The 26,283-nt window shown below is 49.3% G+C and carries 22 protein-coding genes and 1 riboswitch; of the genes, 10 read left to right on the forward strand and 12 right to left on the reverse strand.

Annotation, left to right across the window (positions count from 1 at the left end):
* Positions 1 to 312: 312 nt before the first annotated feature.
* Entirely contained in the window at positions 313 to 549 is a 237-nt protein-coding gene (locus BMW71_RS20940) for a hypothetical protein (protein WP_092178377.1), read from the forward strand.
* A 71-nt stretch (positions 550 to 620) separates the two neighbouring features.
* On the opposite strand, the gene BMW71_RS20945 is transcribed toward BMW71_RS20940, so the two are convergent.
* The 11 genes from BMW71_RS20945 to BMW71_RS20995 all read right to left on the reverse strand — a co-directional run bounded on the left by BMW71_RS20945 (position 621) and on the right by BMW71_RS20995 (position 16,095).
* Positions 621 to 1,337 carry a hypothetical protein gene (locus tag BMW71_RS20945; RefSeq protein ID WP_092178379.1) on the reverse strand — a complete coding sequence of 239 codons (717 nt, stop codon included), beginning with the start codon at positions 1,335 to 1,337 and terminating at the stop codon, positions 621 to 623.
* An 8-nt stretch (positions 1,338 to 1,345) separates the two neighbouring features.
* Positions 1,346 to 2,770, reverse strand: coding sequence for a CCA tRNA nucleotidyltransferase (locus tag BMW71_RS20950; RefSeq protein WP_092178381.1), 1,425 nt, complete (start codon positions 2,768 to 2,770; stop codon positions 1,346 to 1,348).
* A complete protein-coding gene (locus tag BMW71_RS20955) occupies positions 2,767 to 3,222 on the reverse strand; it encodes a hypothetical protein (protein ID WP_143057721.1) in 456 nt (151 codons plus the stop codon). Before BMW71_RS20955 ends, BMW71_RS20950 begins: the two co-directional genes overlap by 4 nt.
* Positions 3,223 to 3,294: 72 nt before the next feature.
* Entirely contained in the window at positions 3,295 to 4,248 is a 954-nt protein-coding gene (gene metF, locus BMW71_RS20960; protein ID WP_092178385.1) for a methylenetetrahydrofolate reductase [NAD(P)H], read from the reverse strand.
* A gap of 30 nt (positions 4,249 to 4,278) precedes the next feature.
* Positions 4,279 to 6,990, reverse strand: coding sequence for a methionine synthase (gene metH, locus BMW71_RS20965; RefSeq protein ID WP_092178387.1), 2,712 nt, complete (start codon positions 6,988 to 6,990; stop codon positions 4,279 to 4,281).
* 4 nt (positions 6,991 to 6,994) lie between these two features.
* Positions 6,995 to 8,038: a homocysteine S-methyltransferase family protein gene (locus tag BMW71_RS20970; protein ID WP_092178389.1), complete on the reverse strand. Its 1,044-nt coding sequence runs from the start codon at positions 8,036 to 8,038 to the stop codon at positions 6,995 to 6,997.
* Positions 8,039 to 8,112: 74 nt separating this feature from the next.
* Positions 8,113 to 8,214: riboswitch (SAM riboswitch) on the reverse strand.
* 96 nt (positions 8,215 to 8,310) lie between these two features.
* The gene (locus BMW71_RS20975; protein WP_092178391.1) at positions 8,311 to 9,621 is read right to left on the reverse strand and encodes a hypothetical protein; all 1,311 of its coding nucleotides are present in this window, start codon (positions 9,619 to 9,621) and stop codon (positions 8,311 to 8,313) included.
* 77 nt (positions 9,622 to 9,698) lie between these two features.
* Entirely contained in the window at positions 9,699 to 13,637 is a 3,939-nt protein-coding gene (locus BMW71_RS20980; RefSeq protein WP_177179726.1) for a PAS domain S-box protein, read from the reverse strand.
* Between the two features lie 186 nt (positions 13,638 to 13,823).
* The gene (locus tag BMW71_RS20985; RefSeq protein WP_092178395.1) at positions 13,824 to 14,066 is read right to left on the reverse strand and encodes a (2Fe-2S) ferredoxin domain-containing protein; all 243 of its coding nucleotides are present in this window, start codon (positions 14,064 to 14,066) and stop codon (positions 13,824 to 13,826) included.
* A gap of 144 nt (positions 14,067 to 14,210) precedes the next feature.
* Positions 14,211 to 15,461: a DUF819 family protein gene (locus BMW71_RS20990; RefSeq protein WP_092178397.1), complete on the reverse strand. Its 1,251-nt coding sequence runs from the start codon at positions 15,459 to 15,461 to the stop codon at positions 14,211 to 14,213.
* Positions 15,451 to 16,095 (reverse strand): NUDIX hydrolase, encoded by a 645-nt coding sequence (locus BMW71_RS20995; RefSeq protein ID WP_092178399.1) that lies wholly within the window; start codon positions 16,093 to 16,095, stop codon positions 15,451 to 15,453. Before BMW71_RS20995 ends, BMW71_RS20990 begins: the two co-directional genes overlap by 11 nt.
* Before the next feature lie 228 nt (positions 16,096 to 16,323).
* Here BMW71_RS20995 and aceK point away from each other — a divergent pair, with 228 nt between their 5' ends.
* Positions 16,324 to 18,051: a bifunctional isocitrate dehydrogenase kinase/phosphatase gene (gene aceK / locus BMW71_RS21000; RefSeq protein ID WP_092178401.1), complete on the forward strand. Its 1,728-nt coding sequence runs from the start codon at positions 16,324 to 16,326 to the stop codon at positions 18,049 to 18,051.
* Here aceK and BMW71_RS21005 read toward each other — a convergent pair.
* A complete protein-coding gene (locus BMW71_RS21005; protein ID WP_092178403.1) occupies positions 18,048 to 18,566 on the reverse strand; it encodes a gamma carbonic anhydrase family protein in 519 nt (172 codons plus the stop codon). The two genes, aceK and BMW71_RS21005, sit on opposite strands and share 4 nt — an antisense overlap.
* A gap of 153 nt (positions 18,567 to 18,719) precedes the next feature.
* Between BMW71_RS21005 and BMW71_RS21010 the strand changes: the two genes are divergently transcribed.
* The 8 genes from BMW71_RS21010 to BMW71_RS21050 all read left to right on the forward strand — a co-directional run bounded on the left by BMW71_RS21010 (position 18,720) and on the right by BMW71_RS21050 (position 25,965).
* Complete coding sequence (locus BMW71_RS21010; RefSeq protein ID WP_092178405.1) at positions 18,720 to 19,442, forward strand: YceI family protein; 723 nt, start codon at positions 18,720 to 18,722, stop codon at positions 19,440 to 19,442.
* 78 nt (positions 19,443 to 19,520) lie between these two features.
* A complete protein-coding gene (locus BMW71_RS21015; RefSeq protein WP_092178407.1) occupies positions 19,521 to 20,837 on the forward strand; it encodes an anthranilate synthase component I family protein in 1,317 nt (438 codons plus the stop codon).
* Positions 20,800 to 22,149 (forward strand): NADP-specific glutamate dehydrogenase, encoded by a 1,350-nt coding sequence (gene gdhA / locus BMW71_RS21020; protein WP_092178409.1) that lies wholly within the window; start codon positions 20,800 to 20,802, stop codon positions 22,147 to 22,149. Before BMW71_RS21015 ends, gdhA begins: the two co-directional genes overlap by 38 nt.
* 8 nt (positions 22,150 to 22,157) lie before the next feature.
* The gene (dinB, locus tag BMW71_RS21025; protein ID WP_092178411.1) at positions 22,158 to 23,225 is read left to right on the forward strand and encodes a DNA polymerase IV; all 1,068 of its coding nucleotides are present in this window, start codon (positions 22,158 to 22,160) and stop codon (positions 23,223 to 23,225) included.
* Between the two features lie 190 nt (positions 23,226 to 23,415).
* Positions 23,416 to 23,616, forward strand: coding sequence for a hypothetical protein (locus tag BMW71_RS21030; RefSeq protein ID WP_092178413.1), 201 nt, complete (start codon positions 23,416 to 23,418; stop codon positions 23,614 to 23,616).
* Between the two features lie 357 nt (positions 23,617 to 23,973).
* On the forward strand, positions 23,974 to 24,816 hold the full coding sequence (locus tag BMW71_RS21040; protein ID WP_092178417.1) for a sulfurtransferase: 843 nt from the start codon (positions 23,974 to 23,976) through the stop codon (positions 24,814 to 24,816).
* Positions 24,813 to 25,604 carry a HipA family kinase gene (locus BMW71_RS21045; protein ID WP_092178419.1) on the forward strand — a complete coding sequence of 264 codons (792 nt, stop codon included), beginning with the start codon at positions 24,813 to 24,815 and terminating at the stop codon, positions 25,602 to 25,604. The genes BMW71_RS21040 and BMW71_RS21045 overlap by 4 nt, the downstream gene beginning before the upstream one ends.
* Entirely contained in the window at positions 25,582 to 25,965 is a 384-nt protein-coding gene (locus BMW71_RS21050; RefSeq protein ID WP_092178421.1) for a DUF3037 domain-containing protein, read from the forward strand. Before BMW71_RS21045 ends, BMW71_RS21050 begins: the two co-directional genes overlap by 23 nt.
* Positions 25,966 to 26,283: the final 318 nt, after the last annotated feature.

Here is a 26,283-nt window from a genome sequence, read left to right on the forward strand (position 1 = left end):
CACCCGATACAAAAAGCGGGTACCTTTGACTCACCCACGAACGGTAATAGCGAGAAACTACTCGGTAAATTCAGAAACCTAAAAGGGTTATGGGCTATTGCTTGCTCGGTAATCCTTCCGTTTTTGGATGGGCTAGAGGACTATGGGTCACGAATCCGGCATACGAATTGGATAGCTGGCAGCGACTTTCTGATTCAGGATAGCATGTCCCACATGCTATTCGGCCTCATCCTTTTCAGAGTGAAAAGGTGGATTGCCAAATAGCTGAAAGGAAAGCATCGACAACGAACGCATGAATAGAAAATAGAAACCATGAAAAATCTACTGAACCTGATGAAATATGTTTTTCTGAGCTGTGCAGGCGTCTATTTTGTCCTGCACTTGATCATTTTTATTAAAGATCCCCATACCAATCTCATTCGTCATTTGGAAAACATCGGTCCGGGTATGTGGATGATTGCTGCCGGCTTGCTGTTTCATCACTTAAAAAACAAGGATATGCAAGCGCTCTTTAATGAAGCCGATGAAAAAAACAAGAACCAGAAATAGGGCCCTGACAAAAATACGATGGCCTGTCCGTTGACCGGGACAGGCCGAAATGGGCTGAAAATCACCCGATCTTACAATTCCGCCAGATTTTCCTTCGCCAACTGAAACTCCGGACTGAGCACCAGCGCTTCCTCGAAGGCCGCCTTTGCCTCCTCGTTACTTCCCTGGTCCTTATATATCAGTCCTTTTAGGTTTTGCGCGGCGGCTCTCATGCTGACCTCCTGCATGTTATTTTCCCCCATGGGAAAATTTAGCTTCTGCTCGCTGGACTTGCTATCCTTTATCAGCATGTTTACCGAATTCAGCGCCTCCTCGTATTTTTTCAAGGTATACTGCAGGTATCCGGTTTTATACAGGCTAAAGAGATCTCCTGAAAGCAAATGAAGCGATTCAAAATGCGGAAGTGCGCGTTCCAACGCGCCCAATTGCTCCAATGAAAAAGCAGCGACTTCCAGCCCAGTGATGCTTTTGTCGTTTCGTTCGAGGATATCCAATGCCACCAATGCGGAGGATCCGTATTGTTCCATTTCAAAATAAAGTCGGGCAAGTGTTTCCGGATACGAAAGATTGCGGGGATTCCGCTCCATGAGTTCGTACAATTTCATTTTCGCTACGGACACGTCATTGTAGCGCATGGCCAGGGCATAAATGCGGTTATCGACATCATTTTTCGCTTTGTTGCTACTGGAAACCGAGGCGGCAGTAGAATCGGTGTTGGCCTCATCTTGTGCATTTACTGCACCTTGTGCACCCAGGCACAACAACAAAAACAGTACGGCGTATTTCATAGGTATCGTCAATGGTTTGTTTTTTTCTCTATTCCTTTTTTTGCAGCCAGTCGGTACATTAACTCCAAGGCTTCCGATTTATTGTTCTGAATCTGCCCCTCCAGAATCGCTTCTTTGATTTCTTCTTTCAAATCACCTACGACCCGTGAGGGTTTCAGGCCAAATATAGCCATGATTTCATCACCAGAGACAGGAGGTTGAAAATTTCTCACCTGATCTTTTGCTTCGACTTCCTGCAACTTTTTTTCTACTTTATCGAAATTTGCCAGAAAACGTTTGACTTTGTGGTCATTTTTTGACGTCACGTCCGCGCGGCAAAGCTGCATTAAGTCGTCTATATCGTCTCCCGCTTCGAACAGCAGCCTCCGAAGCGCCGCGTCGGTTACCTTATCGTTAACCAGGGCTATCGGGCGCAGGTGCAATTTTACCAATTTCTGGACGTATTTCATGCGTTCGTCCATGGGAAGTTTTAGCCGACGAAAGATTCCGGGCGTCATCCGGGCACCTTTATCTTCGTGTCCGTGGAAAGTCCAGCCTACTTTCTGATTAAACCGCTTGGTGGCCGGTTTGGCAATATCGTGCATGATGGCTGCCCATCGTAGCCATAAGGAATCGGTTCTGGTGGACACATTATCCAATACCTGCAGCGTATGGTAGAAATTGTCCTTGTGCGACTTATCCCCAACCGAATCAACGCCCTGCAAGGCAACCATTTCCGGAAAAAAATGCTCCAGCAATCCACTGACAAACAACAATTTAAACCCATACGAGGGTTTTTCGGTCAAAATGATCTTGTTGAGTTCGTCGATAATCCGTTCTCCGGAAATAATGGATAGCCGGTCTGCGTTTTTCAGGATCCCCTCGAACGTATCCGGCGCGATATCAAATTTCAATTGAGCGGCAAACCGAATGGCTCGCATCATGCGAAGCGGGTCGTCCGAAAAGGTAAGCTCCGGGTCGGCAGGTGTACGAATGATTTTCCGCTTGAGGTCCTTTACCCCATCAAATGGGTCCAGCAGCTCGCCATAGTTCGCCTCGTTAATTGATATCCCCAGGGTATTGATCGTGAAATCCCGGCGCTCCTGATCTTCCTGCAGCGTTCCCGCTTCTACCTGGGGCTTCCGCGAATGACGTTGGTAGGACTCCTTTCGGGCGCCTACAAATTCCACCTCCCAATCGCCAACCTTAATCATGGCCGTGCCAAAGTTTTTAAATACCGCGACTGGTGGACGTTCGGGCAGGGCAGCTGATACGGCTTTCGCCAACTTGATGCCATCTCCAATGCAAACGAAATCAATGTCTTTGCTCGGACGATCGAGAAGTAAATCCCGAACGTATCCTCCCACCAGATAGGTTTCCATATTCAGCTGGTCTGCAACAGTCCCAACCTGTTGAAAAATGGGTATGGTCGCGAGCGATTTTTTCAGATTCATGCGTTTCGTATTTTCACCCGACCGTCCGCATGGATTTCAATGGCGCGGCCTCCTGCCGCTGGCAGGGGAAAATCCTGCACTGCCGGTATCCATTCCCCTTCGCCTTGTTCGGCACCCTCGTCCCATTGCATGTACACGATTTCCCGCAGATCATACAAGAGTCGGTACCAGTAAGGTGATTTAATCAGTGCAAATGTAATCAATCCTTCGGAATTCGTTTTACCCCATAGGAAGCCTCCCGGCGGACTATGGAAAATCACCTGATCCGAAGAATATTCTACCAGGTCCAGGGCAACCTCCGCAAAGGTTCCCACCAATCCTCGGAGTTGCTGCAGGTCGTGGAGAAGAAAAATACCGGTATTTCCTGCATTCCAGGAATCGAACCTTCCCCATCGAAAGCGATTCCCGATCGGATCTTCGAAGCAAAGTTTCCCCGAATGTCTAAACTGCATTTTTACTGCCCGATAGTCCACTGTATTCAGTTGATTACTGGAAAAAGATTTTTTCTAAAGACGCATTCCCCATCAAAAAACCTCCCTGGCGACGCGATAGGTGGCATCGGCCTTACTCATGGTGTAGTAGTGAAGGCTGGGTACACCGTAAGCCACCAACTCTTTGCTTTGTTGGATGGCCCACTCGATCCCTACTTCCTTTACATCCGCATTGTTTTTGCATTTTTCCAATCCCGACAGCAGGTCGTCCGGCAAGTCCAGGTAAAAGGTTTTGGGCAGGTTAACAATCTGGGACAGGGTGGTAATGGGTTTGAGCCCCGGGATGATGGGTAGGTCGATACCCACTTCCCGTACTTTATCGACAAAATCGAAATATTTTTTATTGTCGAAAAACATCTGGGTTACGATGTAGCTGGCCCCGGCATCCACCTTGGCCTTGAGTTTTTTCAGGTCGAAATTCAAGCTGGGAGCTTCAAAGTGCTTTTCCGGATACCCGGCCACGCCCACGCAGAAATCCGTGCGGAATCCCACTTCCGTCTCGTCGTTCAGGTAGCGGCCATGATTCATTCCGATAATCTGCTCGACCAATTCACTGGCATACCGGTGCCCATCCTTATTGGGAAGAAAATTCGCTTCAGATTTCGGCGCGTCTCCCCGCAAAGCCAGCACATTTTCCACCCCGATAAAGTAGAGGTCTATCAGGGCATTTTCGGTTTCCTCTCGGGAAAACCCACCGCATAAAAGATGTGGAACGGCATCTATGTGAAACCGGTTCATGATCGCCGCACAGATGCCCACCGTGCCGGGTCGTTTGCGGGTGCTGACTTTTTCCAGCAAGCCGTTGGCATGCTTTTTATACACGTACTCCTCCCGATGATAGGTAACATCGATAAAGGGAGGTTTGAACTCCATGAGCGGGGCGATGCCTTCCAATAGGTGGCTGAGACTTTGCCCTTTAAGGGGAGGTAGAATTTCAAAAGAAAACAACGTCTTCTTTGCTGCTTGTATGTATTCGGTTACTTTCATTCGTTTTACGTAATGGGCGGCTATATGGAGCTATCCCTCGTAGGATAACTGCGGAGAATAAGAAAGGTTGGGAGACAACCAACGTTCGGCCTGGGCTTTGGAAACCCCTTTGCGTCGGGCATAATCTTCGACCTGATCTTCGCCGATTTTTCCCAATCCAAAGTACTTGCTCTCCGGATGTCCAAAATAAAAACCGCTAACGGAGGAGGTAGGGTACATCGCAAAGCTATCCGTGAGTGTGATCCCTATCCGGTTTTCCACGTCCAACAGGTCAAAAAGGGTTCGTTTTTCCGAGTGCTCGGGGCAGGCAGGATATCCCGGTGCCGGACGGATGCCTTGATAGGATTCGCGAATCAGGCCCTCGTTGTCCAGGGATTCTTCCGGGTCGTAGCCCCAGAATTCTTTTCGTACCCGTTCGTGCAGGTATTCTGCAGCCGCTTCGGCAAGCCGGTCTGCCATGGCTTTCAGCATAATGTCGTTGTAATCGTCTCCATTTTCCTGAAAGACTTTTAATCTCTCCTCGATCCCCAGGCCAGCAGTCACCGCAAATCCCCCAAAATAATCCTGTTGCTTCGGATGAATGTAATCCACCAAACTCCGGTTAGGTACCCCTTTTCCTTTCCTTCCCTGCTGCCGGAGGAAGTGAAACACGTACTGTTTTCCAGGAGTGAACTCGGGGTCGATGATCAAATCATCTCCCGAGCGGTGCACGGGAAAAAGCCCCAAAACGGCCTTTGCTTTGAGCCAACCCTCGTTGACAATGCGGTCTAGCATGTTGTTGGCATCGTTGTAGAGTTTGAGTGCCTCTTTGCCTACTACAGGATCTTTGAGGATTTTTGGAAACTTACCGGCCAGCATCCAGGTGCTAAAAAACGGAGTCCAGTCGATGTACCCGCGAATGGTGCCCAGGTTCAACCTATCCAGCACATGCAAACCGGTTTTTTTTGGCACGAAGGGCTGGTAGTGGGACCAGTCCAGTGGAACGGGATTGGTTTTTGCTTCCTTGTATGTAACGAGCTGTTTGACCTGTTGTTTGGCCTCGTGTTCGTCACGCAGGCGGTTGTACAGCGCTTTCATTTCCTTCCGGTATTTCTCCCGCGTATCTTTGTTGATGGCTTCTCCCGCCACAGGAACGGATTTGGAGGCATCGGCCACGTGCACCACAGTGCCGCTATACACCGGATCTATTTTCACGGCTGTATGGATGCGCGAGGTAGTCGCCCCTCCTATCAGCAAGGGAATGGTAAGCCCCCGCCGTTCCATCTCGGCTGCGACGTTTACCATCTCGTCCAGAGAAGGGGTAATCAGCCCACTTAGTCCAATGATATCCACTTTTTGAGCGACTGCCTCGTCGATAATTTTTTCGGTTTCCACCATCACGCCCAGGTCAATGATCTTGTAGCTGTTGCATGCCAGCACGACTCCCACGATATTTTTGCCGATATCGTGCACGTCTCCTTTTACCGTGGCGAGCAGAATCCGGTTAATGTTATCGGTTTCCGGCTCGCCCTCTTTGGCTTCTTCCGGCAGGGGCATGAACGGCTCCAGGTAGGCCACTGCCTTTTTCATCACCCGGGCACTTTTTACCACCTGGGGCAAAAACATCTTTCCTTCCCCGAAAAGGTCTCCTACCACATTCATCCCGTCCATCAGCGGACCTTCGATTACCTTGAGCGGATCCTGTAGGTCCAGACGGGCTTCTTCGGTATCTTCCACAATGTGATCCAATATCCCTTTTACCAAGGCATGTTGGATGCGTTTTTGCACAGGCTGACTTCTCCATGCCTCGTCTGTCTTACTTTTTTTTCCCTGGGATTTCACCGTCTCCGCAAAGTCAAGCAACCGTTCGGTAGCATCTTCCCGGCGATTCCAAATCACGTCTTCCACGTGTTGCAGCAGGTCTTTTGGAATGTCGTCGTATATTTCCAGCAGGGAGGGATTCACGATGCCCATGTCCATTCCGTTTTTAATGGCATGGTACAGAAATACCGCATGCATGGCCTCCCGTACGGGGTTGTTTCCCCGGAAGGAAAAGGAAACGTTACTCACTCCTCCACTGACTTTTGCTCCCGGAAGATGGTCTTTGATCCATCGGGTGGCCCGGAAAAAATCAATGGCGTTGTTTTTGTGTTCGTCCATTCCGGTTGCCACCGGAAATATATTCGGATCAAAAATGATGTCCTGGGGGTTGAATTTAACGGTTTGGGTAAGTAGGTTGTAGCTACGCTCGCAAATCTGAATCCTTCGTTCGTAGCTATCGGCCTGGCCTTTTTCATCAAATGCCATCACGACCACAGCTGCACCAAACTTCTTGATGGTCCGGGCCTGTTGGATAAACTCCTCCTCTCCATTTTTCAAACTGATGGAATTGACGATACCTTTTCCCTGAATGCATTTGAGGCCGGCCAGAATGATCTTCCACTTGGAGCTATCGACCATCACGGGTATGCGGCTAATTTCGGGTTCGGAGGCGATCAGGTTCAGGAATTTCACCATGGCCGCTTCCCCGTCCAGCATGGCTTCGTCCATGCATACATCCAGAATCTGCGCTCCTCCCCGTACCTGATCCAGGGCAACTTCCAGGGCTTCGTCGTACTTCCCGTTTAAAATCAGCCTGGCAAATTTCTTGGAACCGGTCACATTGGTCCTTTCCCCAATATTTACAAAATTGATGGTGGGGCCAAAAACCAAGGGTTCCAAACCGGAAAGTTTCAATGTGGGTATTTTCGTAAAATCGTTCATGGGGTTATTTTTCTTGGGTAGCTACCTTCAGTGGTCTTGGCGAAAATTTAGAGGCAGTATTGGAAATGGCGGCAATGTGTTCCGGTGTGGTGCCGCAGCAGCCACCCAGAATATTGATCCAGCCTTCCTTAAGAAAATCCGTCAATTGATCGTTCATTTCACCGGGCCCTTGATCGTATTTTCCAAACTCGTTGGGAAGTCCGGCATTGGGATAGACGCTTACGTAATAGGGTGCATTTTCGGCCAAAACCTTCAGGTAAGGGCGCAACTCTTTGGCTCCCAGCGCACAATTTAGCCCGATACTTAGCAGGGGCACATGGGAGAGTGAAATCAAAAAGGCTTCGGTAGTCTGGCCGGAAAGGGTCCTGCCCGAGGCATCCGTGATGGTTCCGGATACCATGATGGGAATTCCGCCATCCTGCGGATCCAGGGGAATCCCTCTTTTTTCGTATACCTCTTGTATTGCGAAGAGGGCTGCTTTGGCATTTAGGGTGTCGAAGATGGTTTCGATCAACAGCATATCAACGCCTCCATCCAGCAATCCTTCCACCTGCTCGCTGTAGGCTTCCACCAGTTGGTCAAAATTAATTGCCCGGTAGCCTGGGTCGTTTACATCGGGCGAAAGGGAAGCCGTACGGTTGGTAGGACCGATGGCACCCGCTACAAATCGGGGCTTTTTTGGATTTTTTGCGGTACAGGCATCGGCCACCTCGCGCGCCAGTCGGGCCGATTCCGCATTGAGTTGGTAAGCCAGGTCGGCAAGGCCGTAGTCTTCCTGGGCAATGGATGTGCTGCTAAAGGTATTTGTTTCGACAATATCCGCACCCGCATCAAAATAGGCTTGATGGATCTCTTTGATGATTTCCGGCCGGGTGAGTGAGAGCAGGTCGTTGTTTCCCTTCAGGGACTTCTTCACTCCATAGAGAGCCTCGTTTCTAAAATCGTCTTCCTGCAGGGCATACCGCTGTATCATGGTACCCATGGCCCCATCCAAAATCAATATTCTTTTTTTCAGCTGCTGAAGCAATACTTCGGTTCTGTTTGGCATGTTGTCGTAATTTTATAAAAAACTTATACGAGCATGAACCGGGCTAAAACTAGAATGGAATCTCTACCTTTTTCGGCTCATCTTTATCCGGCATGTCCGGAACGGGAATTAGCACCTTGTCACATCAGGTTGCTAAGACATCATAGGGCCCTACCCTCCGTCTTTCTCGATAAGCAATGCCAAAAGTAACAGGATTTAAGGAAAAAAAACCCCTTTTTTCCAAAAAACTTTGAATCAAAATAAGAGACCTGAGCGGATAAACGGTAGTCCGGCTAGGGACGCAGGCCGAAACCCAGTTGCACGTAGGGACCCGACATGTAGTTTGCCATGGTTAGCTCCCCCAAACGATACCTGCTTAGGGGAACTTCGTATCCGACATGGGCGGAATACACCAGGCGAAAGGTGTTGTTAAATACCGGAAGGGCGTATGAAACCGCCACTTCTGATTTACTCATGAGCCCACTGCTTCGCAGGTAGCCGTCAAAATCCGGTTCTTCAAACAAAAGGGGGAAATCGGGTTTGGCGGTGTGCTCCAGGCTGTAGCGCAAGTTGCCGTAGCCCAAACCCAGCGTTGCGCCGAGTTCCAGGTTTCGCCGCTTAAACAATTGGTACCCGTAGTTCCCATAAACCCGCACACTATTCAGGGTGTGGCGATGGGTGGGCCCTGCCTCTCCACTAGTACCCAGATTAAACACGTCCACTCCGTACATGCGGCTTCTGTTCTCACCCATGATTTTAATACCCAAATTATACGGCGCCTGTTCCAGGGGATTCCATCCGTTTTCCACGAAATAGGAATTTAAGCGATCCGGACTCCGGAAATTTCTTCCGTAAAAAAAATGCACCCCGATCCCTGCATCGGGGAAAAAGAGATTTTGATCCGGCATGGAGAGCGCGGCTCCGAGGCGAAGGAAGGCCCCACTTTGCAGGTTGTCAAAGGTAATGCCGTTGAGATTCCAGGCGCCTGCAAACGGGGAAAAAGAATACCCAAACTTGCCCATTAATCCCATGTTTTCCTCCAGGCCTGGCAAGGGAATATCGTACCCAAACTGGAAGCCAATCTCTGTGAGGAACCCGCCTAAATTTCCACTGCCCCGTTGGATATCGTGCTTCCGTATCAGAAAGCCCTGTGCGGGTTGCTCCAGAAAGGCATTCAGGTCATCCACCCGGCGTTCGTCCCGGAGCATTTGAAAGTTGAGGTAACCCGATCCCAGGGACATGTAGTGAATCAACTGAAACCTTCCCTCTTGTGTCAGTGAATAGCCCACATTCAGGTAAAACCGGGTGGTGCGGTGGTCCGTGCGGTACTCCCGAAAATAGGAATTGGATCCATTGTTTTGCAGGAGCTCAAAACCCAGGATAAAGTCCGTGAGTCGGTATTGGTAGCCAATTCCGATGGTTCGGTAACCCCCTCTGAGTGGGGTAATGCCTTTTTCTGCAAGCATCTCATTAAAGTCCCGGATGGTAGATCCCGAACTGCCTACCAGAAAATACAGCGTGGAACGCTCCGTCAGATTACCCTGAGCGCGAAGACTTCCAAACACGAAAAAGTAGCAAAGCAAAGCACCTATTATTCCTCTCATAGCACGGATGAAAGATGCAAAGGTAGGATTTTACAGGATGAAAAACCATACCATCCAACCATTAAGGCGAAGGGCGATTAGAGGTATTTAATAATTTTCCCGTAAAGGTTTTCCGGGGTGAAGGGTTTGGAAATATAATCGTCCATGCCCGAAGCCTCCAGCTGATCCTTTACTTCCAGTAATGAGGATGCTGTCAGCGCTATAATCGGGACATTTCTTTTAGACAGCAAGTCCAGTTTACGAATGATTTTTGCCACCTCGAAGCCGTCCATTTCCGGCATTTGCAAATCCAGCAGGACCATGTCGAAATCGGTTTTGAAAAAATGATCCAAGGCAATTTTTCCGTTGGCCGCAAAACAAATTTCCCCCACTCCCCACTTGGACAGGTACTTTTTTAATAGAATTTGATTGACCTGGTTGTCTTCTGCTACCAGAATTTTTTTATGCTCCAGCTTTCTGTCGGAGTCTACTTCATCCTTTGCCTTCAATTGTGTACCTGCGTCCTGGATTTCAAATGCAACGTCAAACCAGAACGTGGAGCCTTCTCCCAGTTTGGATTCGAGGCGGATTTGTGTACCGAAGAGTTTGGTAAGCTTTTTGACAATAGCCAGTCCCAGGCCAGTACCCCCGTATTTTCGAGTCGTGTCGGTACTCGCCTGCGTAAAGGCATCAAAAATGGTTTTGACTTTGTTTTTGGCAATGCCAATACCCGTATCTTTGACCGTAAAGCGGATGGTTACCCAATTATCCTGCTGCTTGATTCGGTCCAGGCTGATTTTGATATAACCCCTGTCCGTAAATTTGATGGCATTGCTGATCAGGTTATTGAGTATCTGCGCAATTCGCACCGGATCGCCGATGAGGAGTTCGGGCAGGTCAAAATCCGGCTCGTAGATAATTTCCAGGGATTTATCCCGGATTTGATAGGAATAGGAATGGATGATTCGATTGATCAGGTTTTTTGGTTCGAAGGGTACTTTTTCCAGAATCAATTTTCCCGAATCAATCTTGTTAAAATCCAGAATATCGTTGATCAATCCCAGAAGGTTTTCCGCGGAAAACTGCAAGGTTCGCAGGTTTTCCAATTGGTCTTCCCTGGGGTTGTCTTCCAGTAGGAGGTGGGAAAGACCGATTACCGCATTCATCGGCGTACGGATTTCATGGCTCATCACCGACAAAAATTGGCTTTTTGCATTCAGCGCGGCCTCTGCTTTTTCCTTGGCTTTGTACAGCTCCTTTTGGGTTTCTTTGAGTTTGGTGATGTCTCTGGCGATACCGGTGTAGTACCGTACCTCCCCTTTTTCGTCTTTGATTACTTTCCCACTGGAACTAAACACCCGGTAATGTCCCTTTTTGTGCCGCAGGCGAAATTCGAATTCGGGATTTTCCTGGAAATAGGTAATGGGCTTGGACTCCCCGTCCAAAAAGACCTTTGCGTCCTCCGGATGGAGGTAGTCGGTAAAATCACCGCTGGTAAATTCGTAGGTTTCATAGCCTAAAAACTGCTTGATATTTGGCGATACGTAGCTTAGTTCCATTTGAGCGGTGATGGAGAAAATAATTTCGGTAGATTCCTCGACCAAATTCCGGTATTTGATTTCGCTCTTTTTAAGCTCTTTTTTTGCCTTGTGTTCTTCCGAAATGTCCCGTACAATTCCCAGGTAATACTCCAGTTTATCCCCATTAAAAATGGGCTTGCCCGTCAGTTCGTAGAACCGACTCATATAGGGCATCACTTTACTTACGGTATTTCGTTTTTCCAGGGCTTCTTTAAACATGGGCCCTACTTCTTCCAGCGTTGTGGTGTGCACCTCATGGATGGTTTTTCCCTCGAAATACGCTTTGTCAAGTCCCCAATATTTAAAATTCGACCCCTCTGCCACCAGGTATTTTAGATTTCGATCAATTAGAAAAACATTCGTGTGCGGAATATTTGAGGCGAGTACCCGGTATCGGTTTTTTATTTTTTCGATTTCCAATCGGTCCTTTTTTCGTTCCGTCACATCGTGCAACAGTCCTTCATAAAGTACCACCTTTCCGTGCTGATTGAATATGGGTCGGATTTTATCTTCTACCCAGCGGTACGAGCCGTCTGCGGACAGGAGGCGGTATTCCCTGCTGTACTGGGTTTTTTCGGGATGGATCAATTCCTTTTTGAAAATTGCCAGATCCTCCGGATGAATGATATCGGGCAAACTGGCGGATTGACGCAAGAGCTGCTCGGCCCGGTAACCAAACTGATTGATATTTTCCGTGATGAATGAGAGCTTGAATCCCTGGTTGGGCGCCACCTCAAATAAAATTGCCGGACTATTTTCTACAATCAATTTGGCCTTTTTAGCCAATTCTTCCCGCTGAATCTTGGAGGTCAGGTTACGAATCAAAAAAGAATACCCGATTTTTTCGATTTCAATGTTGTTGATGGGCTTTACCGAGACTTCATAGGGCTGCACCTTGCTGGTATTATCCAGGATCTGAACTTCTTCCAACCAAATACCCAAATCTTCCGCCTTGCGAATCAGGCCGGGGAACGATTTGGATGGAGCACTGGTAATCTGAAAGAAGTCACTGATTTTTCCCTGACCGCTGGGCTTGGGCTCTCCTTCGAAAATAGCCGCCTGATTCATGTAAATCACGTTGAGCTGCAGATCCGTAACATAGATGGGCTCGTTGACCTGCGCCAGAATCTGCGACTCAAAAAGGAGCTTTCGCTCAACGGTTTTCTTTTCCGTGATGTCGTTGCAATAGCCAAAAACTTCCAGATTGCCCTGTGGGCTAAGTTGATTTACTTGTATACCGTATGCAATGTACTTTTCTTTGCCGCTTTCCGTCGTAAAAATAAACTCACCGGAAACTGATTTTCGTCGGGTGATTGCTTTCTGAACCATGGATTTCACCTTGTCCTTATCTTTTAGCCGAATCAGGTTTAGGAAATTACGGATACTCATCGCATCGGAAGCAGCATCCATTTCAAAAATCCGGTTAATCCCTTTGGAAAAATAAATTTTTCGGTCCGAATTATTGAAGCGCCAGGATCCCGATTTTGCCAGAATCTCGGTGGAGCTTAACAGCTTTTCGTTTCGAAACAGCCTCGATTTGGTGGATCGATTGATAAAGGCCGCCCCCAACACATCTCCCAATTGCTTCAGAATGTACTCGTCCCGGTGGTCCTGAATCCAGTCTTTCTGCACCGAAGGGCTACTCAGGGTATACATACCCATGAGTTTGTTTTCAGCAAAAATTGGAACCAAAATGAAAGCCCGAATACCAAACCGCTCACCAATATGGCTTTCGAACGGATGGATTCCGTCGCGTTGCTGCAAATCCCCAACGGCCCGAAACCTGGATTCCGCCAGTCCTTGCAAAAAACTCTCCTGCCCCGCAAACGAAATCGATTGACTGATTTTCCTGGAGGCATCGTCTGGATTTTGGGCCCATTCAAATACGCATTCCAAAAGCTTGATCTCTTCGTACACCAGAAAAAAATTGGCTTGCGTCGCCCCCTGCGCATGGGCAATCATCGAAAGGGCCTTTATGACTACCTGATCCCATTCGTCATCACCGGCATTCAAAAAACGGGTAGTCACCCAGTTAATCATCCGCTCAAATTCCACCTTTCGGTGCAACAGGAGCGCTACATCCTGATCGGAGGAGGTATTTTCCGCCTTCTTGCCATCCGAAGCAAGTTCCTTTGGAGGATTGAAAATACCGGTAACCGTGCACAATTTCCCCTTTCCCAGCACATGCTTTCCAGAGATTTTCAGGGCAAATCCCGGGTTGCGCTCCGACGAATAATCGAAAGTGAGATCACCCGGTTCTTTGTCTTCAAAGTAGGCCTGTATCTCGCGAGTAAGGCCCTCAAAACCTTCCAAATACGACCCCCAACCCTCCTCCTTTCCTTTGAAGGGCGCCCAGTCACCCTCTGAAAAAATCACATGACTTTTATCAAATACTAAAAATAAATAGCGTTCCCCGCTGAAACGTTGATAGAGATTTTTTTCAAATCCTTTATCCATTTTAAAAATCGGTGTTTTCATTCAGAACCATCGGAAAATCCGAAGAGTTGTCCGCGAAATCAGTATGTTATAATCAATGCCATAAGTTACTAACAAATATCAATTCCATCCTAAATTTATCCTACTAATATAGAGCCATTGGCAAAACAATACCGATCGCCCTTACGCAGCATACGGGGAACGCATTTAGTCAGTCGCCAATTCCTCTACCAACTGCTTCAAATCCCCCTTTTTTATTAATTGGTCGTTGACAACGGCTACAGGTCCGGACTTGCAGCAATCCATACACTTGGTTTTTACCAATTTATACTTTCCCCGAAAGGATCCGGAATGGATGATACTACCAATATCCTCGGCGAAACTTTTTGCCTTGTTGGATTTGCAGTCCGAACCCAGACAAACAAAAATAAACTTCCGACGTTTTTTCATGTGTTTGTACTTGTCTCTAACTTACCACATTGCCTGTCCCGATCCTTACTCGGGAGCATCTCGCATGGCGTATAATCATCCCGGTCTGTTACGAGTACACCATGCCTGTCCGGTAGGCAGGCTCGATTTCTTCCCTATTTCCAATTAGCTTCCAAATGTGAGCTGCAACAACACCCCACACAGGTAGGCTCCATACGTTCCCACCGCATATCCCAAAACAGCCAGCAATACCCCTACTGGAGCCAATGCCGGGTGAAAGGCCGAGGCGACGATGGGTGCCGATGCAGCGCCTCCTACGTTTGCCTGGGACCCGATGGCAACGTAAAAAAACGGCGCGCGAATCAAATAGGCAACCAAAAGCATGAAGAAAATATGAAAGGCCATCCAGGTGATCCCAATGAGGAAGAAAAGTGGATTGTCCAGTACGGCACGCAAATCCATTTGCAAGCCAATGCTCGCTACCAATACGTACAAGAGGACACTACCCATGCGCGAGGCGCCTACTCCTTCGAGTTTTCGGCAACGGGTAAAGGATAAAACCAACCCGCCCGAAGTAGCCAAAATTACCAGCCAGAAAAAAGGGGAATCCAGGGAATAGGGCTTGAGCCAGGGGTAGGTATCGCCTATATAGGGCGCTATTCGTCCGGCGAAAAAATGGGACAATCCCGTGATAAAAAAGCCCAGACCCAGGATGCTCATGGTATCCGATAACTGGGGGATTTTGGTGTTCTTTTTTTGGTACTGCGCGACTTTCTCCTTGAGGTTCGTGATGGCGGTAGTATCTGCCTTCAACAGGCGGTCAATAGGCCCCGGCTTTGCCGCCCAGTACAACAAAAAAGCCATCCATAAATTCGCCACGATCACGTCCACCGCGATCATCTGACTGAAAAGTGCCGGACTGGCACCGAATACCTCGAGCATGGCGGTTTGATTGGCACTGCCCCCGATCCAACTTCCGGCAATGGTCGCCAACCCCCTCCAGGTCTCATCGGCACCCATACCTCCCAATACTTCCGGAAACACCAGAGAAACCAAAAATAACGCCGCAGGCCCGCCCAGGATAATCCCAAACGTACCGGTCAAAAACATAACCAGGGCCTTCGGTCCTAACTGCAGGATACTTTTCAGATCGATACTCAACGTGAGCAATACCAATGAGGTTGGTAATAAATACCGGGAGGCCACAAAATACAAATTTGAATCCGCACCGGAAACCAGCCCGAATGTATTGAACAAAGCGGGAATAAAATAACAAAGTAAAACGACGGGCACGAAGCGGTAGAATACTACAAAAAAAGGGTGTTTGCTGCCAGAGGTGTAAAACACCAGGCCAAGAACGGCCATGATCAAGCCAAAAACAACAGCATCATCCTGAATCAATGCATTAGTCCCCATTCCCTCTGTTTTTCCATAGTAGTAAAAATTCACTTAGAATCATGGCCGTAGCGCCCCAAACCACCTCCCGATCAATCTCAAAATAGGGCGCCACTATCTCCCCTCCGGAGGGTATCGGAAACGATTTCCTTTTTTTATTCCCTTCCTCTATCAATGCGTCGAAATCGCTGCAAATGAGCCGTTCAACTTCCCTGGCATCCGGCTTAAACAACGGGACCTCAGACGTAAACCCAATGAACGGGCGAATGTAAAAATTACTTGGTGGGATGTACAAGTCGGACAGTGCGCCGAGCAGCTGGATTTTTCGTCGATCCACTCCGATTTCTTCTTCCGTCTCCCGTACCGCCGTAATCCTCAAATCCTGGTCATCGGGCTCCATTTTACCCCCGGGCAATGCAATCTGACCGCTGTGAACGCCCGCATACCTAGCTCGTTTGATAAAAGGAATTTGCACCCCTGTTGTAGAAGGGCAGATCAATAGCAGCACCGCCCCCTTTCTGGCATGTTCCATTCGAAACCGGTCAAACCGCGCTTCCTCCAGCGGTAAGGGCGCCATTTCTTGCTGCCCCAGCCTGCCCGGTAAGGGTCCTTTCAAGGCGCTTTCGAGCACGTTTACCAGGTCAGTTAGTTCCATCTTATGCAGACTAGTAGTAAAGCTGAAAAAAGGCCTGAATACCATTCAGGCCTTTTTCACTTATCAAACCTATTAAACCTATTGGGTTGTATTCATGTAAAAATGAATAAACTCGTCGAAATTTAACGAAATAATCTACAAATCCAAAGGCAAAAAACTTTGCCAGGGAAAAATAATAACCTAATATCCTGCTCCAAAACTACCGTTTTTTTAGTACAGAGATAACGCATGAAAAAAGACTCGCACCATCAAACCTTTTCCACCATCTTAAATGGATTCGAACAATACATCTCCGACTTCAACCAAATCACCCGGGAGATCCCCAAAAACTTTATGGAGAGGGATTGGAAAAGCTTGCAGGAAAATCATAAAAGGCGGCTTCGACTGTATAAAGACCACCTGGCCTCTATCGTGGCCCAGTGCCGGGAACTCCTGGGTGAACGCATAGCTGAGGACCGGGTCTGGAAATCGATGAAATCGGACTACCTGGAAACGATAAAAGGCAGAAATGACAAAGAACTGGCAGCGACCTTTTTCAACTCGGTCTTTCGCAAAACGTTTCCTGGAAACCGTATTGACGAAAACCTGATGTTTGTGGAAGCTCCTTTTCCCGAATTGCCCGAACAAACCGACCCGAAGCTTTACCGTACCTACCCTGCCGGTCCCAGCCTCCCCCTTCTTTTCCGTAGCATGTTGGAGGATTTTACTTTTGGTAACAGGTATCTCAGGAAAGAAGAAGATATTCAGTTGCTGACACGGGAGGTTGAGAAGGTCGTTTTGAGTCGGTACCGGATCAGCGAAGAGACAACCACACAGGTGTTGCGAAACGTTTTTTACCGCAACAAAGCTGCTTACCTTATTGGAAGAATATTCCTGGGCAATAAATGGATGCCATTCATTATCCCCTTTGTAAATAATCAACAGGGGGTTTTTGCCGATACCTTAATTTTTGATCCCAATATCATGAGCGGGATATTTAGCTACACGCGTTCCTATTTCATGGCACCCGTGGAAATCCCCTCTCAAACCGTCGCTTTTCTCAACGCCGTCATCCCGCACAAAAAACCTTACGAGCTGTACAATGCCATAGGATTCAACAAACACGGCAAAACCTCCTTCTACCGCGACTTTATCCGCCATTTACGGGAGAGCCAGGATGAATTTGTCCTGGCACCGGGGATACGGGGGATGGTGATGACGGTTTTCACCCTACCCTCCTACAACATTGTTTTCAAACTAATAAAGGATCATTTTGACCCCCCAAAGAACATGACCCGGCAGCAGGTTCGGGAAAAATACAAACTGGTGGGCCTGCATGACCGTGTCGGAAGAATGGCAGATACGCACGAATTCGAAAACTTCAAGCTACCCCTGTACCGAATCCATCCGGAACTTATGAGTGAACTAAATAAATCAGTCAACTCCCTGTTGCGAATAGAGGGGGATACCCTGATCATTCGCCATTTGTACATCGAACGGAGGCTAACACCGCTGAACCTTTTCCTGGAAACCTGCAGCCTTAAATTGGCCCGATTGGTGGTAAACGACTACGCCCAGGCCATCCTGCAGATGGCCCAGGCCAATATTTTTCCAGGTGATATGATGACAAAAAATTTCGGTGTCACCCGGCAAAACCGCGTCATCTTTTACGACTACGACGAAATCGAATTTCTGGACAGCATGAATTTCCGGTCCAAACCCAAACCAGAAACCTACGAGCAGATATATGCTTCCGAACCCTGGTACGATATTGGCGAGAAAGATGTATTTCCCGAAGATTTCAAGCGGTTTATGATCGGCAGGGCGGATGTCAGGGACTTCTTCATTCAATCCAATCCACAGCTTTTCGACCCCGGTTACTGGAAAGAAATCCAAAATCGGCTAGAAAAAGGTGAATTCCTCCATGCCTTTCCTTACCCCAACCGCATGCGATTCCGACCCGACGAACAAATCTAACTTTCCTCCCGGTACCAGGAGGCATACCTGGGGTAATTGGCGGCTATCCTACGGATGGTTTCCTGCATTTCCGGCCCGGTATCTTTGACCTTTTTTGCAGGAATACCGGCGTAAATGCTATTTTTTTCAACCACCGTTCCTTCCAAAACCACCGCTCCTGCTGCGATCACCGCCCCTTCGCCCACCTGCGCACCGTCCATCACGATTGCTCCCATGCCTACCAGCACTCGGTCTGCAAGGGTACACCCGTGGACGATCGCACCATGTGCAATGGAAACATCCGAACCAATGGTCACCGGAAATTTTTGGTAGGTGCAATGAATGATTGCACCGTCCTGCACGTTGGTGCGGTCGCCCATGCGAATGGAATGCACGTCTCCACGTACCACCGCGTTGAACCACACGGTACACTGCTTGCCCATGATCACGTCTCCGATGATCGTAGCCGTATCTGCCAACCAACAATCGGATCCGAATTGCGGGGTCTTATTTTCAATACTTTTTACTAAAGCCATCGTCTTTCAGAATTAAATTGCCATTTTCTTCAATTAAATTACCAATAAAGAAATTAATGTTCGAAAAAGCTGAACTTTTCTACAGGAACACAGTTTAAGTGTGTATACATTGAAATCAATAAAAAACCAATCTTAATTAAACCAGTATTATTTATGAAAGCAATGAAATTATCAGGTTTTATCCTAGCCGCCTCGCTATTGACCTTCGCTTGCGGAAAAAGTTCGGATACCGTAGAGACCACCGAAGCGCAGGAAGCTGCAGCGGCAACCGGTCAGACACTAAGTCTTGACCTGGGTAGCAGTGAGGTAAATTGGAGGGGATACAAGCCCACGGGACAGCACTTTGGTCTGATTCCGGTTACCGATGGAACACTTTCAATCGAGGGAGATGCCATTACCGCGGGCGAATTTTCTTTCGACATTACCGGACTTGAAATTCACGATTTGGAAGAGGGAAGCGAAAATCACGGAAAACTGTGGAACCACCTGCAATCCGATGACTTTTTCGATGCTGCCAACCATCCGAAAGCAACCTTTGTCATCACGGAGATTAGCCCATATGGAGCCGGAGATGCCATTGAAGATCAGGAGCAGTTTGAAACGGAAAACACCCCGAAAAGCGCTTCCGAAATTGCTCCAGAGTCGCCCACCCATTGGATAAGTGGCAACCTTACCATGAGGGGAAACACCAAAAACATCAAGTTTCCCGCTAGTGTATCCATGGAAAATGGGACGATTACAGCGCAAGCAGGATTCAATATCGACCGGACTGCCTGGGGATTGTCCTACGGAGACGAAGCTACGGCCGTGGATAAAGCAAAAGATCAGTTTATTTACAACACGGTATCCGTAAACTTTGATATCAAAGCGAATTAAGGAAGGGGATATTAGCTAGTTGCAAAGGGGGGGCTTTAGGTCCCCTTTTTTTAATTTCATTTTGCTATTTTTGCAGGCATGTCCGAAATTGAAGCCAGCCTTACACTACCCATCGGTCCCTCATGGGTCCAACAGATGCTGGTATGGGGAGGAGTTCGCTTTCGGTTTTATGGTTATTTCCATGCCAACGGTATCGACTATCCCCAGGGAGCCTTCGAACAGGTTTTTTACGGAGGAAACCAGGCGGTTTCGCTGGAAAATTTAGCCGATTTGCCGGCAGATAGGCCAAAAATCGGCATCCTTTCCTACGACCAGAAAAACAACTACGAGCGGCTGAGCAGCCGAAATATTCCCTGGATCGATTGCCCCGATAGTCGGTTTTTCAGCCCGGAGGTAACCATTCGTTTCACGGCTGATTCAGCCGAGATTACCGGCAAAGACCCGGAAAGGATCGCCGCGGCAATCGCATCCACCCGCTTGCGAACAACCGACAGCCCGGAGGGCTTCTCGCTTCATTCCTCCCATGACCAGGAGTCCTATACCCGCCTGTTCACCAACATCCAAAACCATATTCTGGAGGGAGATATTTACGAGCTGAATTTCTGCATGGATTTCCACGGAAAGCTACCGGTTTGCGAACCGGAACGCGTCTACCTGGAGCTCTGTGCCCAGTCCCCCATGCCCTTTAGCGCCCTGTTTAAAGCCGATGACTTGTACCTATGTGCGGCCTCTCCCGAACGGTTTTTGAAAAAACAGGGGAACCTCCTGCTTTCCCAACCAATCAAAGGGAGTGTAAAAAGGGGCGACAGCCCGGAGGAGGATGCTTTCTTGAAAAAAAAATTGGCGGAAAGTGAGAAGGAACGCGCCGAAAATCTCATGATTGTAGATTTGATGCGAAATGATTTGTCCCGCGTGGCGGAAACCGGCTCCGTAACCGTAAACGAGCTATTTGGGATTTACGCATTCCATCGGATTACGCAAATGATTTCTACCGTCAGTTGCCGGCTTCGCCAAGAGGTCTCCTTCGAGGAGATCGTATCCAAAACCTTTCCCATGGGAAGCATGACGGGTGCCCCAAAAGTACGTTCCATGGAACTGATCGAAGCCTACGAATCCTTTAAGCGGTCCTGGTTTTCGGGCGTTCTGGGCTACATTGATCCCTCGGGAGATTTTGACTTTTGCGTAGTAATTCGCAGCATCGTGATCAATCAAGCGGATCGTTCGTTCTATTTCGGTGTGGGCAGTGCGATCACATTGGATGCCAATGCCACCGAAGAATACCAGGAATGCCAGCTAAAAGCCGCCCCGATCATCCAAGCCTTGACCAAATTGTATCCATCAACTAATTCCCAACGTAATGGCAACACTAAACCAGATTCTGAAAAGCGTTATTGAAAAAAACCCCAACGAGCCTGAGTTCCATCAGGCGGTGGAGGAGGTGTTTGACAGTGTACTTCCGGTACTTAAAAATCAGCGTGACTACGTGGATGCCAGACTTTTTGAACGCATCTGCGAACCCGAGCGCATCGTTTCTTTTCGGGTATGCTGGACAGACGATCGGGGTCAGGTGCAGGTCAACCGGGGATACCGGGTCCAGATGAATAGCGCACTGGGTCCGTACAAAGGGGGGCTTCGGTTTCACCCGAGCGTCAACCAGAGTATTCTTAAGTTTCTCGCGTTTGAACAGATTTTTAAAAATGCACTGACGGGGTTGCCATTAGGGGCAGGTAAAGGCGGTGCCGACTTTGACCCAAAAGGGAAATCGGATGGGGAAGTCATGCGCTTTTGTCAGGCCTGGATGATGGAAGCCTACCGGCACATCGGCCATTTTACCGACGTACCCGCCGGAGATATCGGCGTGGGCGAACGAGAGATCGGCTACTTATTCGGTACCTACAAAAAAATACAGAACGAGTTTCAAGGCGTCCTGACCGGCAAAGGACTGGACTGGGGCGGCTCATTCCTGCGTCCGGAGGCCACCGGATACGGTCTCATCCATTTTGCCCATTTCATGCTGACGGAAGTAGATGCCACCTTGGAAAACAAGGTGTGCCTGGTATCCGGCGCAGGTAACGTTTCCCAATTCGCCATCGAAAAATTGCTGCAAGAAGGGGCAAAAGTGGTCGGTTTTTCGGATTCCACCGGCTTCATTCACGATCCGGATGGCATGACGGAAGACAAGTTGCGTTTTTTAAAGAAGATCAAAAACGGGCAGCGTAAAAGTATTTCTGCATTCGCTGACAACTACAAATCGGCAGTATTTACCCCCGCTGGTGAAAAAAATATCTGGACCCTACCGGCGGATTGTGCCTTTCCCTGTGCCACCCAAAACGAACTGGACGAAAACGATGCCAAAACGCTCCAGGAAAATGGCCTGACCCTGCTGGCCGAAGGAGCGAACATGCCTTGCACACCCAAAGCCATCAACTACCTGCAACGATCCAAGGTGCTCTACGGACCCGGAAAGGCTTCCAATGCGGGGGGAGTGGCCGTATCGGGACTGGAGATGACCCAGAACCGAATGGGGCGCTACTGGAGCAAACAGGACCTGGAAAAAGAACTTCGCATCATCATGAAAGACATTCATGAAAAGTGCCTGGAAACCATCGCAACCCATGGACTCACCGATCAGGACTACCTGAATGCGGCAAATATTGGGGCCTTCGAAAAAGTAGCCAACGCCATGAATGCCCAGGGAACCGTCTGAGGAGTGTGATGACTGCCTACCGGAAAATCATACACGTGGATATGGATGCGTTTTTCGCTTCGGTAGAGCAATTGGATCATCCGGAATACCGGGGAAAACCCCTGGCCGTGGGCGGAAATCGGGAACGCGGCGTGGTGGCTGCTGCCAGTTACGAAGCCCGGAAATTTGGCGTACGATCGGCCATGCCTTCCCGACTAGCGGCACAAAAATGCCCCAACCTTATTTTCGTTCCGCCCCGTTTTGACCGGTACAAGGAGATTTCCCGGGTCATTCGAAAAATCTTTCTGGAGTTTACAGACCTGGTAGAACCGTTGTCCCTGGATGAAGCTTTTCTGGATGTAACCAACAATCATTTCGCATTTCCCTACGCTACCCAGATCGCCAAAGCCATCCGGCACCGCATTTTCTTGGAAACCGGACTCACCGCATCGGCAGGTATTTCGTACAATAAATTTTTGGCCAAAGTAGCTTCTGACCTAAATAAACCGAATGGACAGGCGGTCATCCCTCCGGAAAAAGCAGAGGCCTTTCTTGAAAAACTACCGATCGAAAAGTTTTTCGGTATTGGCAAAGTGACGGCAGAAAAAATGAAAGCACTGGGCATTCATTGTGGACGGGACCTAAAAGCCTATTCCCTGGTATTCCTCACCCGAAGATTTGGAAAATCCGGCCGGCACTATTACGATATCGTTCGGGGGATTCACGAAAGCGAAGTGAAACCAGACCGGATTCGAAAATCACTGGGTGTTGAAAATACCTTTGAAAAAGACCTGCTGACCAGCAGCTCGGTCGCCGAAACGCTCACAAACAAAATCCTTCCGGAATTTTTTCGCCGGCTGCAGCAGTCGCAAACCGCAGGAAGAACCCTGACCCTGAAGATCAAATACAATGATTTTACGGTCCATACCCGCAGCAGGACCTTTCCGGAAGCCATTCCTCCCGGTAGCATGGAGGCCCTCGCGTTGGAGCTGATCAGGCAAGAGGAGCTTTCGGGCCCCGTGCGCCTGCTGGGAATCAGCCTCTCGAATCTCATCCGGCCGGATGATCCAGGCAGACAGTTGCGCTTTTCCTACTAAATCCGCCAGCAGCGATACCTTGTTCCCCTCAACCCATTCCTCCGGCTACAACGGCAGGTTCTTAAAAATGCAGTAACCATCCCACTTGCCTTCTTTACGGAATATCCGCTTAGGTTTCAAGATGGGGCAAGAAGCCACGGATTCGGCACCAATCTTGTACCGGAGATAGAAAAAAAGTAGGACAATGACAATGACAACCTATCAAAAGTACCTCGATTTTGGATTGAAATACGGCATCCCATTGGCCGTACTATTGGCTACCCTCTCCATGAAAAAAGCAAAAGGGCTGGGCAACCTGGCGGTATTTGCATTGGTAACTCCCGCGATGCTGGGATACCTGTACAGCCTGAAACGGGCCAAAGCAATTCTGCAGGAAAATTCCGACCAGTAAACGAGCTCTTGAGTCGCGCATGCTGCTTTTCTGGAGGCGGGGTCTTTTGGCGTATTTTGCCAAATTACTAGCGGACCAAGGCTCCTTGGATGGCAATTGTTCCGCTGACCATTCATTACCGGGTTCCAAAAACCATTTCTACAAAGGGCCATTCCCAGCGCAATTGGCGACATCCGAGTGGCACCGGGACAACCTATTCGGCCCCGACTGCCAACTATAGTGGATCTATGCCCTGTCCGGTTTCCCGACAGGGCCCGGCTGAATTTGCTCATTTTGGGGGAATTACTCCCCATATCTGAGTTTTAGCGGTTATCTTTGGCGGATACGATAGATGTACCACCTCAAACAACCTAAAAAATGAAAACCGGAAGTCAACCCTTGATCCCTCCTACCGTCCTGGCAGCGCTGGTAAAGGACCCTGCAGTGGTGCTGGTAGATGCCCGTTTTGACAAAGAAGCATATAAAAAGCAACACCTTCGTGGCGCGATTCACGTCGCTTTAAACGAGGACTTGTCCGATATCAAAGAAAACCCTGCTGCCGGAGGAAGGCATCCCCTCCCCACGCCAACGGACTTCGGCAAAACTCTGGGCAAACTGGGAATCCGTCCGGAAAGCCGGGTCATTGTTTACGATGACAAGCAGGGCGGTATGTCTGCTGCCCGGTTCTGGTGGATGTTGACGGCCGTTGGACATACCCAGGTACAGGTAGTGGATGGGGGACTGCGAGCGGCGGTGTCCGCAGGATTCCCAACGGCCTCCGGTGAAGAAATCCCGACACCAGGACCCGCCTATCCGGTACAGCAGTGGCAGTTGCCCCTGGCGGACATGGAAGAGGTGGGAGCGAAGGCCGGCGCAGAAGACTGCCGGGTGATCGACGTACGCGAGGCTGTGCGCTACTCCGGGGCCACCGAACCCATTGACCTGGTGGCTGGTCACATACCTGGAGCCATAAATGTACCTTTCTCAGAAAACCTGGGAGCGGATGGCTTCTTTTTGCCCGCAGACACCCTCAAAGCAAAATACCAGGAAGTGCTTGCCGGCATTTCTCCGGAAAACACCGCGGTACACTGCGGGTCGGGTGTCACCGCCTGCCACACCTTATTGGCACTGGCGTATGCCGGGCTGGAAATCCCCAAACTCTACGTGGGTTCCTGGAGCGAATGGTCCCGAAACAACCGTCCCATCGCCACAGAAAAATGAACGAAGTAGCACTCCGTACGGTACAGGTCATGCAATACAAAATGCCTTTGCGTGAGGGAGGCTCCCTGCCCGCCCTGGCCCTGGCGGACGACGGCTTTAACTACGTGATCAAATTCCGAGGCGCCGGACAACGGGAAAAGGCCTTACTGGCGGAACTGTTGGGTGGAGAAATCGCCCGGTTTTTGGGATTCAAGGTACCGGAGTTGGTCTTTGCCCGGCTGGACCCGGCGTTTGGCCAAACGGAGGGAGACGAAGAAATCCAGGACTTATTGAAAAGCAGCCAGGGATTGAATCTGGGGCTTCATTTCTTATCCGCAGCGGTCAATTTTGATCCGGCAGCCGATGCGGTTTCAAGCGAACTGGCATCGGCCGTCGTCTGGCTGGATGCCTACATCACCAACGTGGACCGAACCTTTCGGAATACCAACATGCTGATGTGGCACCGGGAACTGTGGCTCATCGACCATGGCGCCTCCTTTATTTTTCACCATACCTGGGAAAACTGGGAAAAACACGCCAAAAGCCCTTTCCCCCTGATCAAAGATCACGTGTTATTGCCCCGGGCCGGAGAATTGGAAAAAGCCGACGAGAAGTTCAGACAACTACTTAACCCGGAGGCACTCTGGAACATCGTCCAATCCCTACCCGGGGAATGGCTGGAAGCCATGGGAGAAACCGGAGCAATGGAAGACTGGAAGCAGGTGTATATGGATTTTCTATTGCTCCGGCTCAAGCATTCGGAAACCTTTTTAAACGAAGCGCAGCATGCCAGAAAAGCACTTGTATGAGTATGCCATCATTCGGGTAGTGCCACGGGTGGAGAAAGAGGAATTCATCAACGTGGGCGTGGTCCTTTGCTCCATACAGCAGCAATACCTCCGCTGTATCGCGGTCCTGAACGAACAAAAACTAAAAGCGCTGGACCCCGAGACCGACCCGGAAACGATCCGAAAACACCTCCAGGCATTCATACAGGTATGTGAGGGGAAAAATGCCAACAGCCCCATTTCCAAGGAACCCATCGCTTCCCGCTTTCGCTGGCTGACCGCTGTCCGAAGTTCCATCATCCAAACTTCCCGACCCCATCCAGGGATTTCCCCCAATTTGGACGAAACCGTGGATGCCCTGCTGAAAGCCTACGTGCAGTAAGTCCTCCACAAGCAAACCGGAGACCGACCCACGGATCACGAATCACCCGACGCCTCCAACCCCGGACGGGGTTGGATCGTGTGCCCTGCGATCGAGCCCAGATCGGCAGCCGAGACAGGATGGCAAAATCCAGCATCGAGGTGCAAGCGATGGTTCAACCCACTTCGGGGTTGGGGAAAGGATTTATCGGCGCCCGGGCCCCGGGTTTCGCCCGGGGTAATTATTAGGGAAGCCCTTCAGGTTTCGGCGTCGAATGGAAGCTTGTTTGTAGGAAAATACTAAGGGACGTCATTTCATCGGATTACTCGAACGGAAGAT

Source organism: Cyclobacterium xiamenense, from assembly GCF_900109255.1.
Classification (GTDB): Bacteria; Bacteroidota; Bacteroidia; order Cytophagales; family Cyclobacteriaceae; genus Cyclobacterium; species Cyclobacterium xiamenense.

What these genes read in the sequence shown, in the direction of transcription:
- BMW71_RS20940 (WP_092178377.1), top strand. Translation starts at nt 313, where the DNA reads ATGAAAAATCTACTGAACCTGATGAAATATGTTTTTCTGAGCTGTGCA.
- BMW71_RS20945 (WP_092178379.1), bottom strand. Translation starts at nt 1,337, where the DNA reads ATGAAATACGCCGTACTGTTTTTGTTGTTGTGCCTGGGTGCACAAGGT.
- BMW71_RS20950 (WP_092178381.1), bottom strand. Translation starts at nt 2,770, where the DNA reads ATGAATCTGAAAAAATCGCTCGCGACCATACCCATTTTTCAACAGGTT.
- BMW71_RS20955 (WP_143057721.1), bottom strand. Translation starts at nt 3,222, where the DNA reads ATGCAGTTTAGACATTCGGGGAAACTTTGCTTCGAAGATCCGATCGGG.
- metF (WP_092178385.1), bottom strand. Translation starts at nt 4,248, where the DNA reads ATGAAAGTAACCGAATACATACAAGCAGCAAAGAAGACGTTGTTTTCT.
- metH (WP_092178387.1), bottom strand. Translation starts at nt 6,990, where the DNA reads ATGAACGATTTTACGAAAATACCCACATTGAAACTTTCCGGTTTGGAA.
- BMW71_RS20970 (WP_092178389.1), bottom strand. Translation starts at nt 8,038, where the DNA reads ATGCCAAACAGAACCGAAGTATTGCTTCAGCAGCTGAAAAAAAGAATA.
- BMW71_RS20975 (WP_092178391.1), bottom strand. Translation starts at nt 9,621, where the DNA reads ATGAGAGGAATAATAGGTGCTTTGCTTTGCTACTTTTTCGTGTTTGGA.
- BMW71_RS20980 (WP_177179726.1), bottom strand. Translation starts at nt 13,637, where the DNA reads ATGGATAAAGGATTTGAAAAAAATCTCTATCAACGTTTCAGCGGGGAA.
- BMW71_RS20985 (WP_092178395.1), bottom strand. Translation starts at nt 14,066, where the DNA reads ATGAAAAAACGTCGGAAGTTTATTTTTGTTTGTCTGGGTTCGGACTGC.
- BMW71_RS20990 (WP_092178397.1), bottom strand. Translation starts at nt 15,461, where the DNA reads ATGGGGACTAATGCATTGATTCAGGATGATGCTGTTGTTTTTGGCTTG.
- BMW71_RS20995 (WP_092178399.1), bottom strand. Translation starts at nt 16,095, where the DNA reads ATGGAACTAACTGACCTGGTAAACGTGCTCGAAAGCGCCTTGAAAGGA.
- aceK (WP_092178401.1), top strand. Translation starts at nt 16,324, where the DNA reads ATGAAAAAAGACTCGCACCATCAAACCTTTTCCACCATCTTAAATGGA.
- BMW71_RS21005 (WP_092178403.1), bottom strand. Translation starts at nt 18,566, where the DNA reads ATGGCTTTAGTAAAAAGTATTGAAAATAAGACCCCGCAATTCGGATCC.
- BMW71_RS21010 (WP_092178405.1), top strand. Translation starts at nt 18,720, where the DNA reads ATGAAAGCAATGAAATTATCAGGTTTTATCCTAGCCGCCTCGCTATTG.
- BMW71_RS21015 (WP_092178407.1), top strand. Translation starts at nt 19,521, where the DNA reads ATGTCCGAAATTGAAGCCAGCCTTACACTACCCATCGGTCCCTCATGG.
- gdhA (WP_092178409.1), top strand. Translation starts at nt 20,800, where the DNA reads ATGGCAACACTAAACCAGATTCTGAAAAGCGTTATTGAAAAAAACCCC.
- dinB (WP_092178411.1), top strand. Translation starts at nt 22,158, where the DNA reads ATGACTGCCTACCGGAAAATCATACACGTGGATATGGATGCGTTTTTC.
- BMW71_RS21030 (WP_092178413.1), top strand. Translation starts at nt 23,416, where the DNA reads ATGACAACCTATCAAAAGTACCTCGATTTTGGATTGAAATACGGCATC.
- BMW71_RS21040 (WP_092178417.1), top strand. Translation starts at nt 23,974, where the DNA reads ATGAAAACCGGAAGTCAACCCTTGATCCCTCCTACCGTCCTGGCAGCG.
- BMW71_RS21045 (WP_092178419.1), top strand. Translation starts at nt 24,813, where the DNA reads ATGAACGAAGTAGCACTCCGTACGGTACAGGTCATGCAATACAAAATG.
- BMW71_RS21050 (WP_092178421.1), top strand. Translation starts at nt 25,582, where the DNA reads ATGCCAGAAAAGCACTTGTATGAGTATGCCATCATTCGGGTAGTGCCA.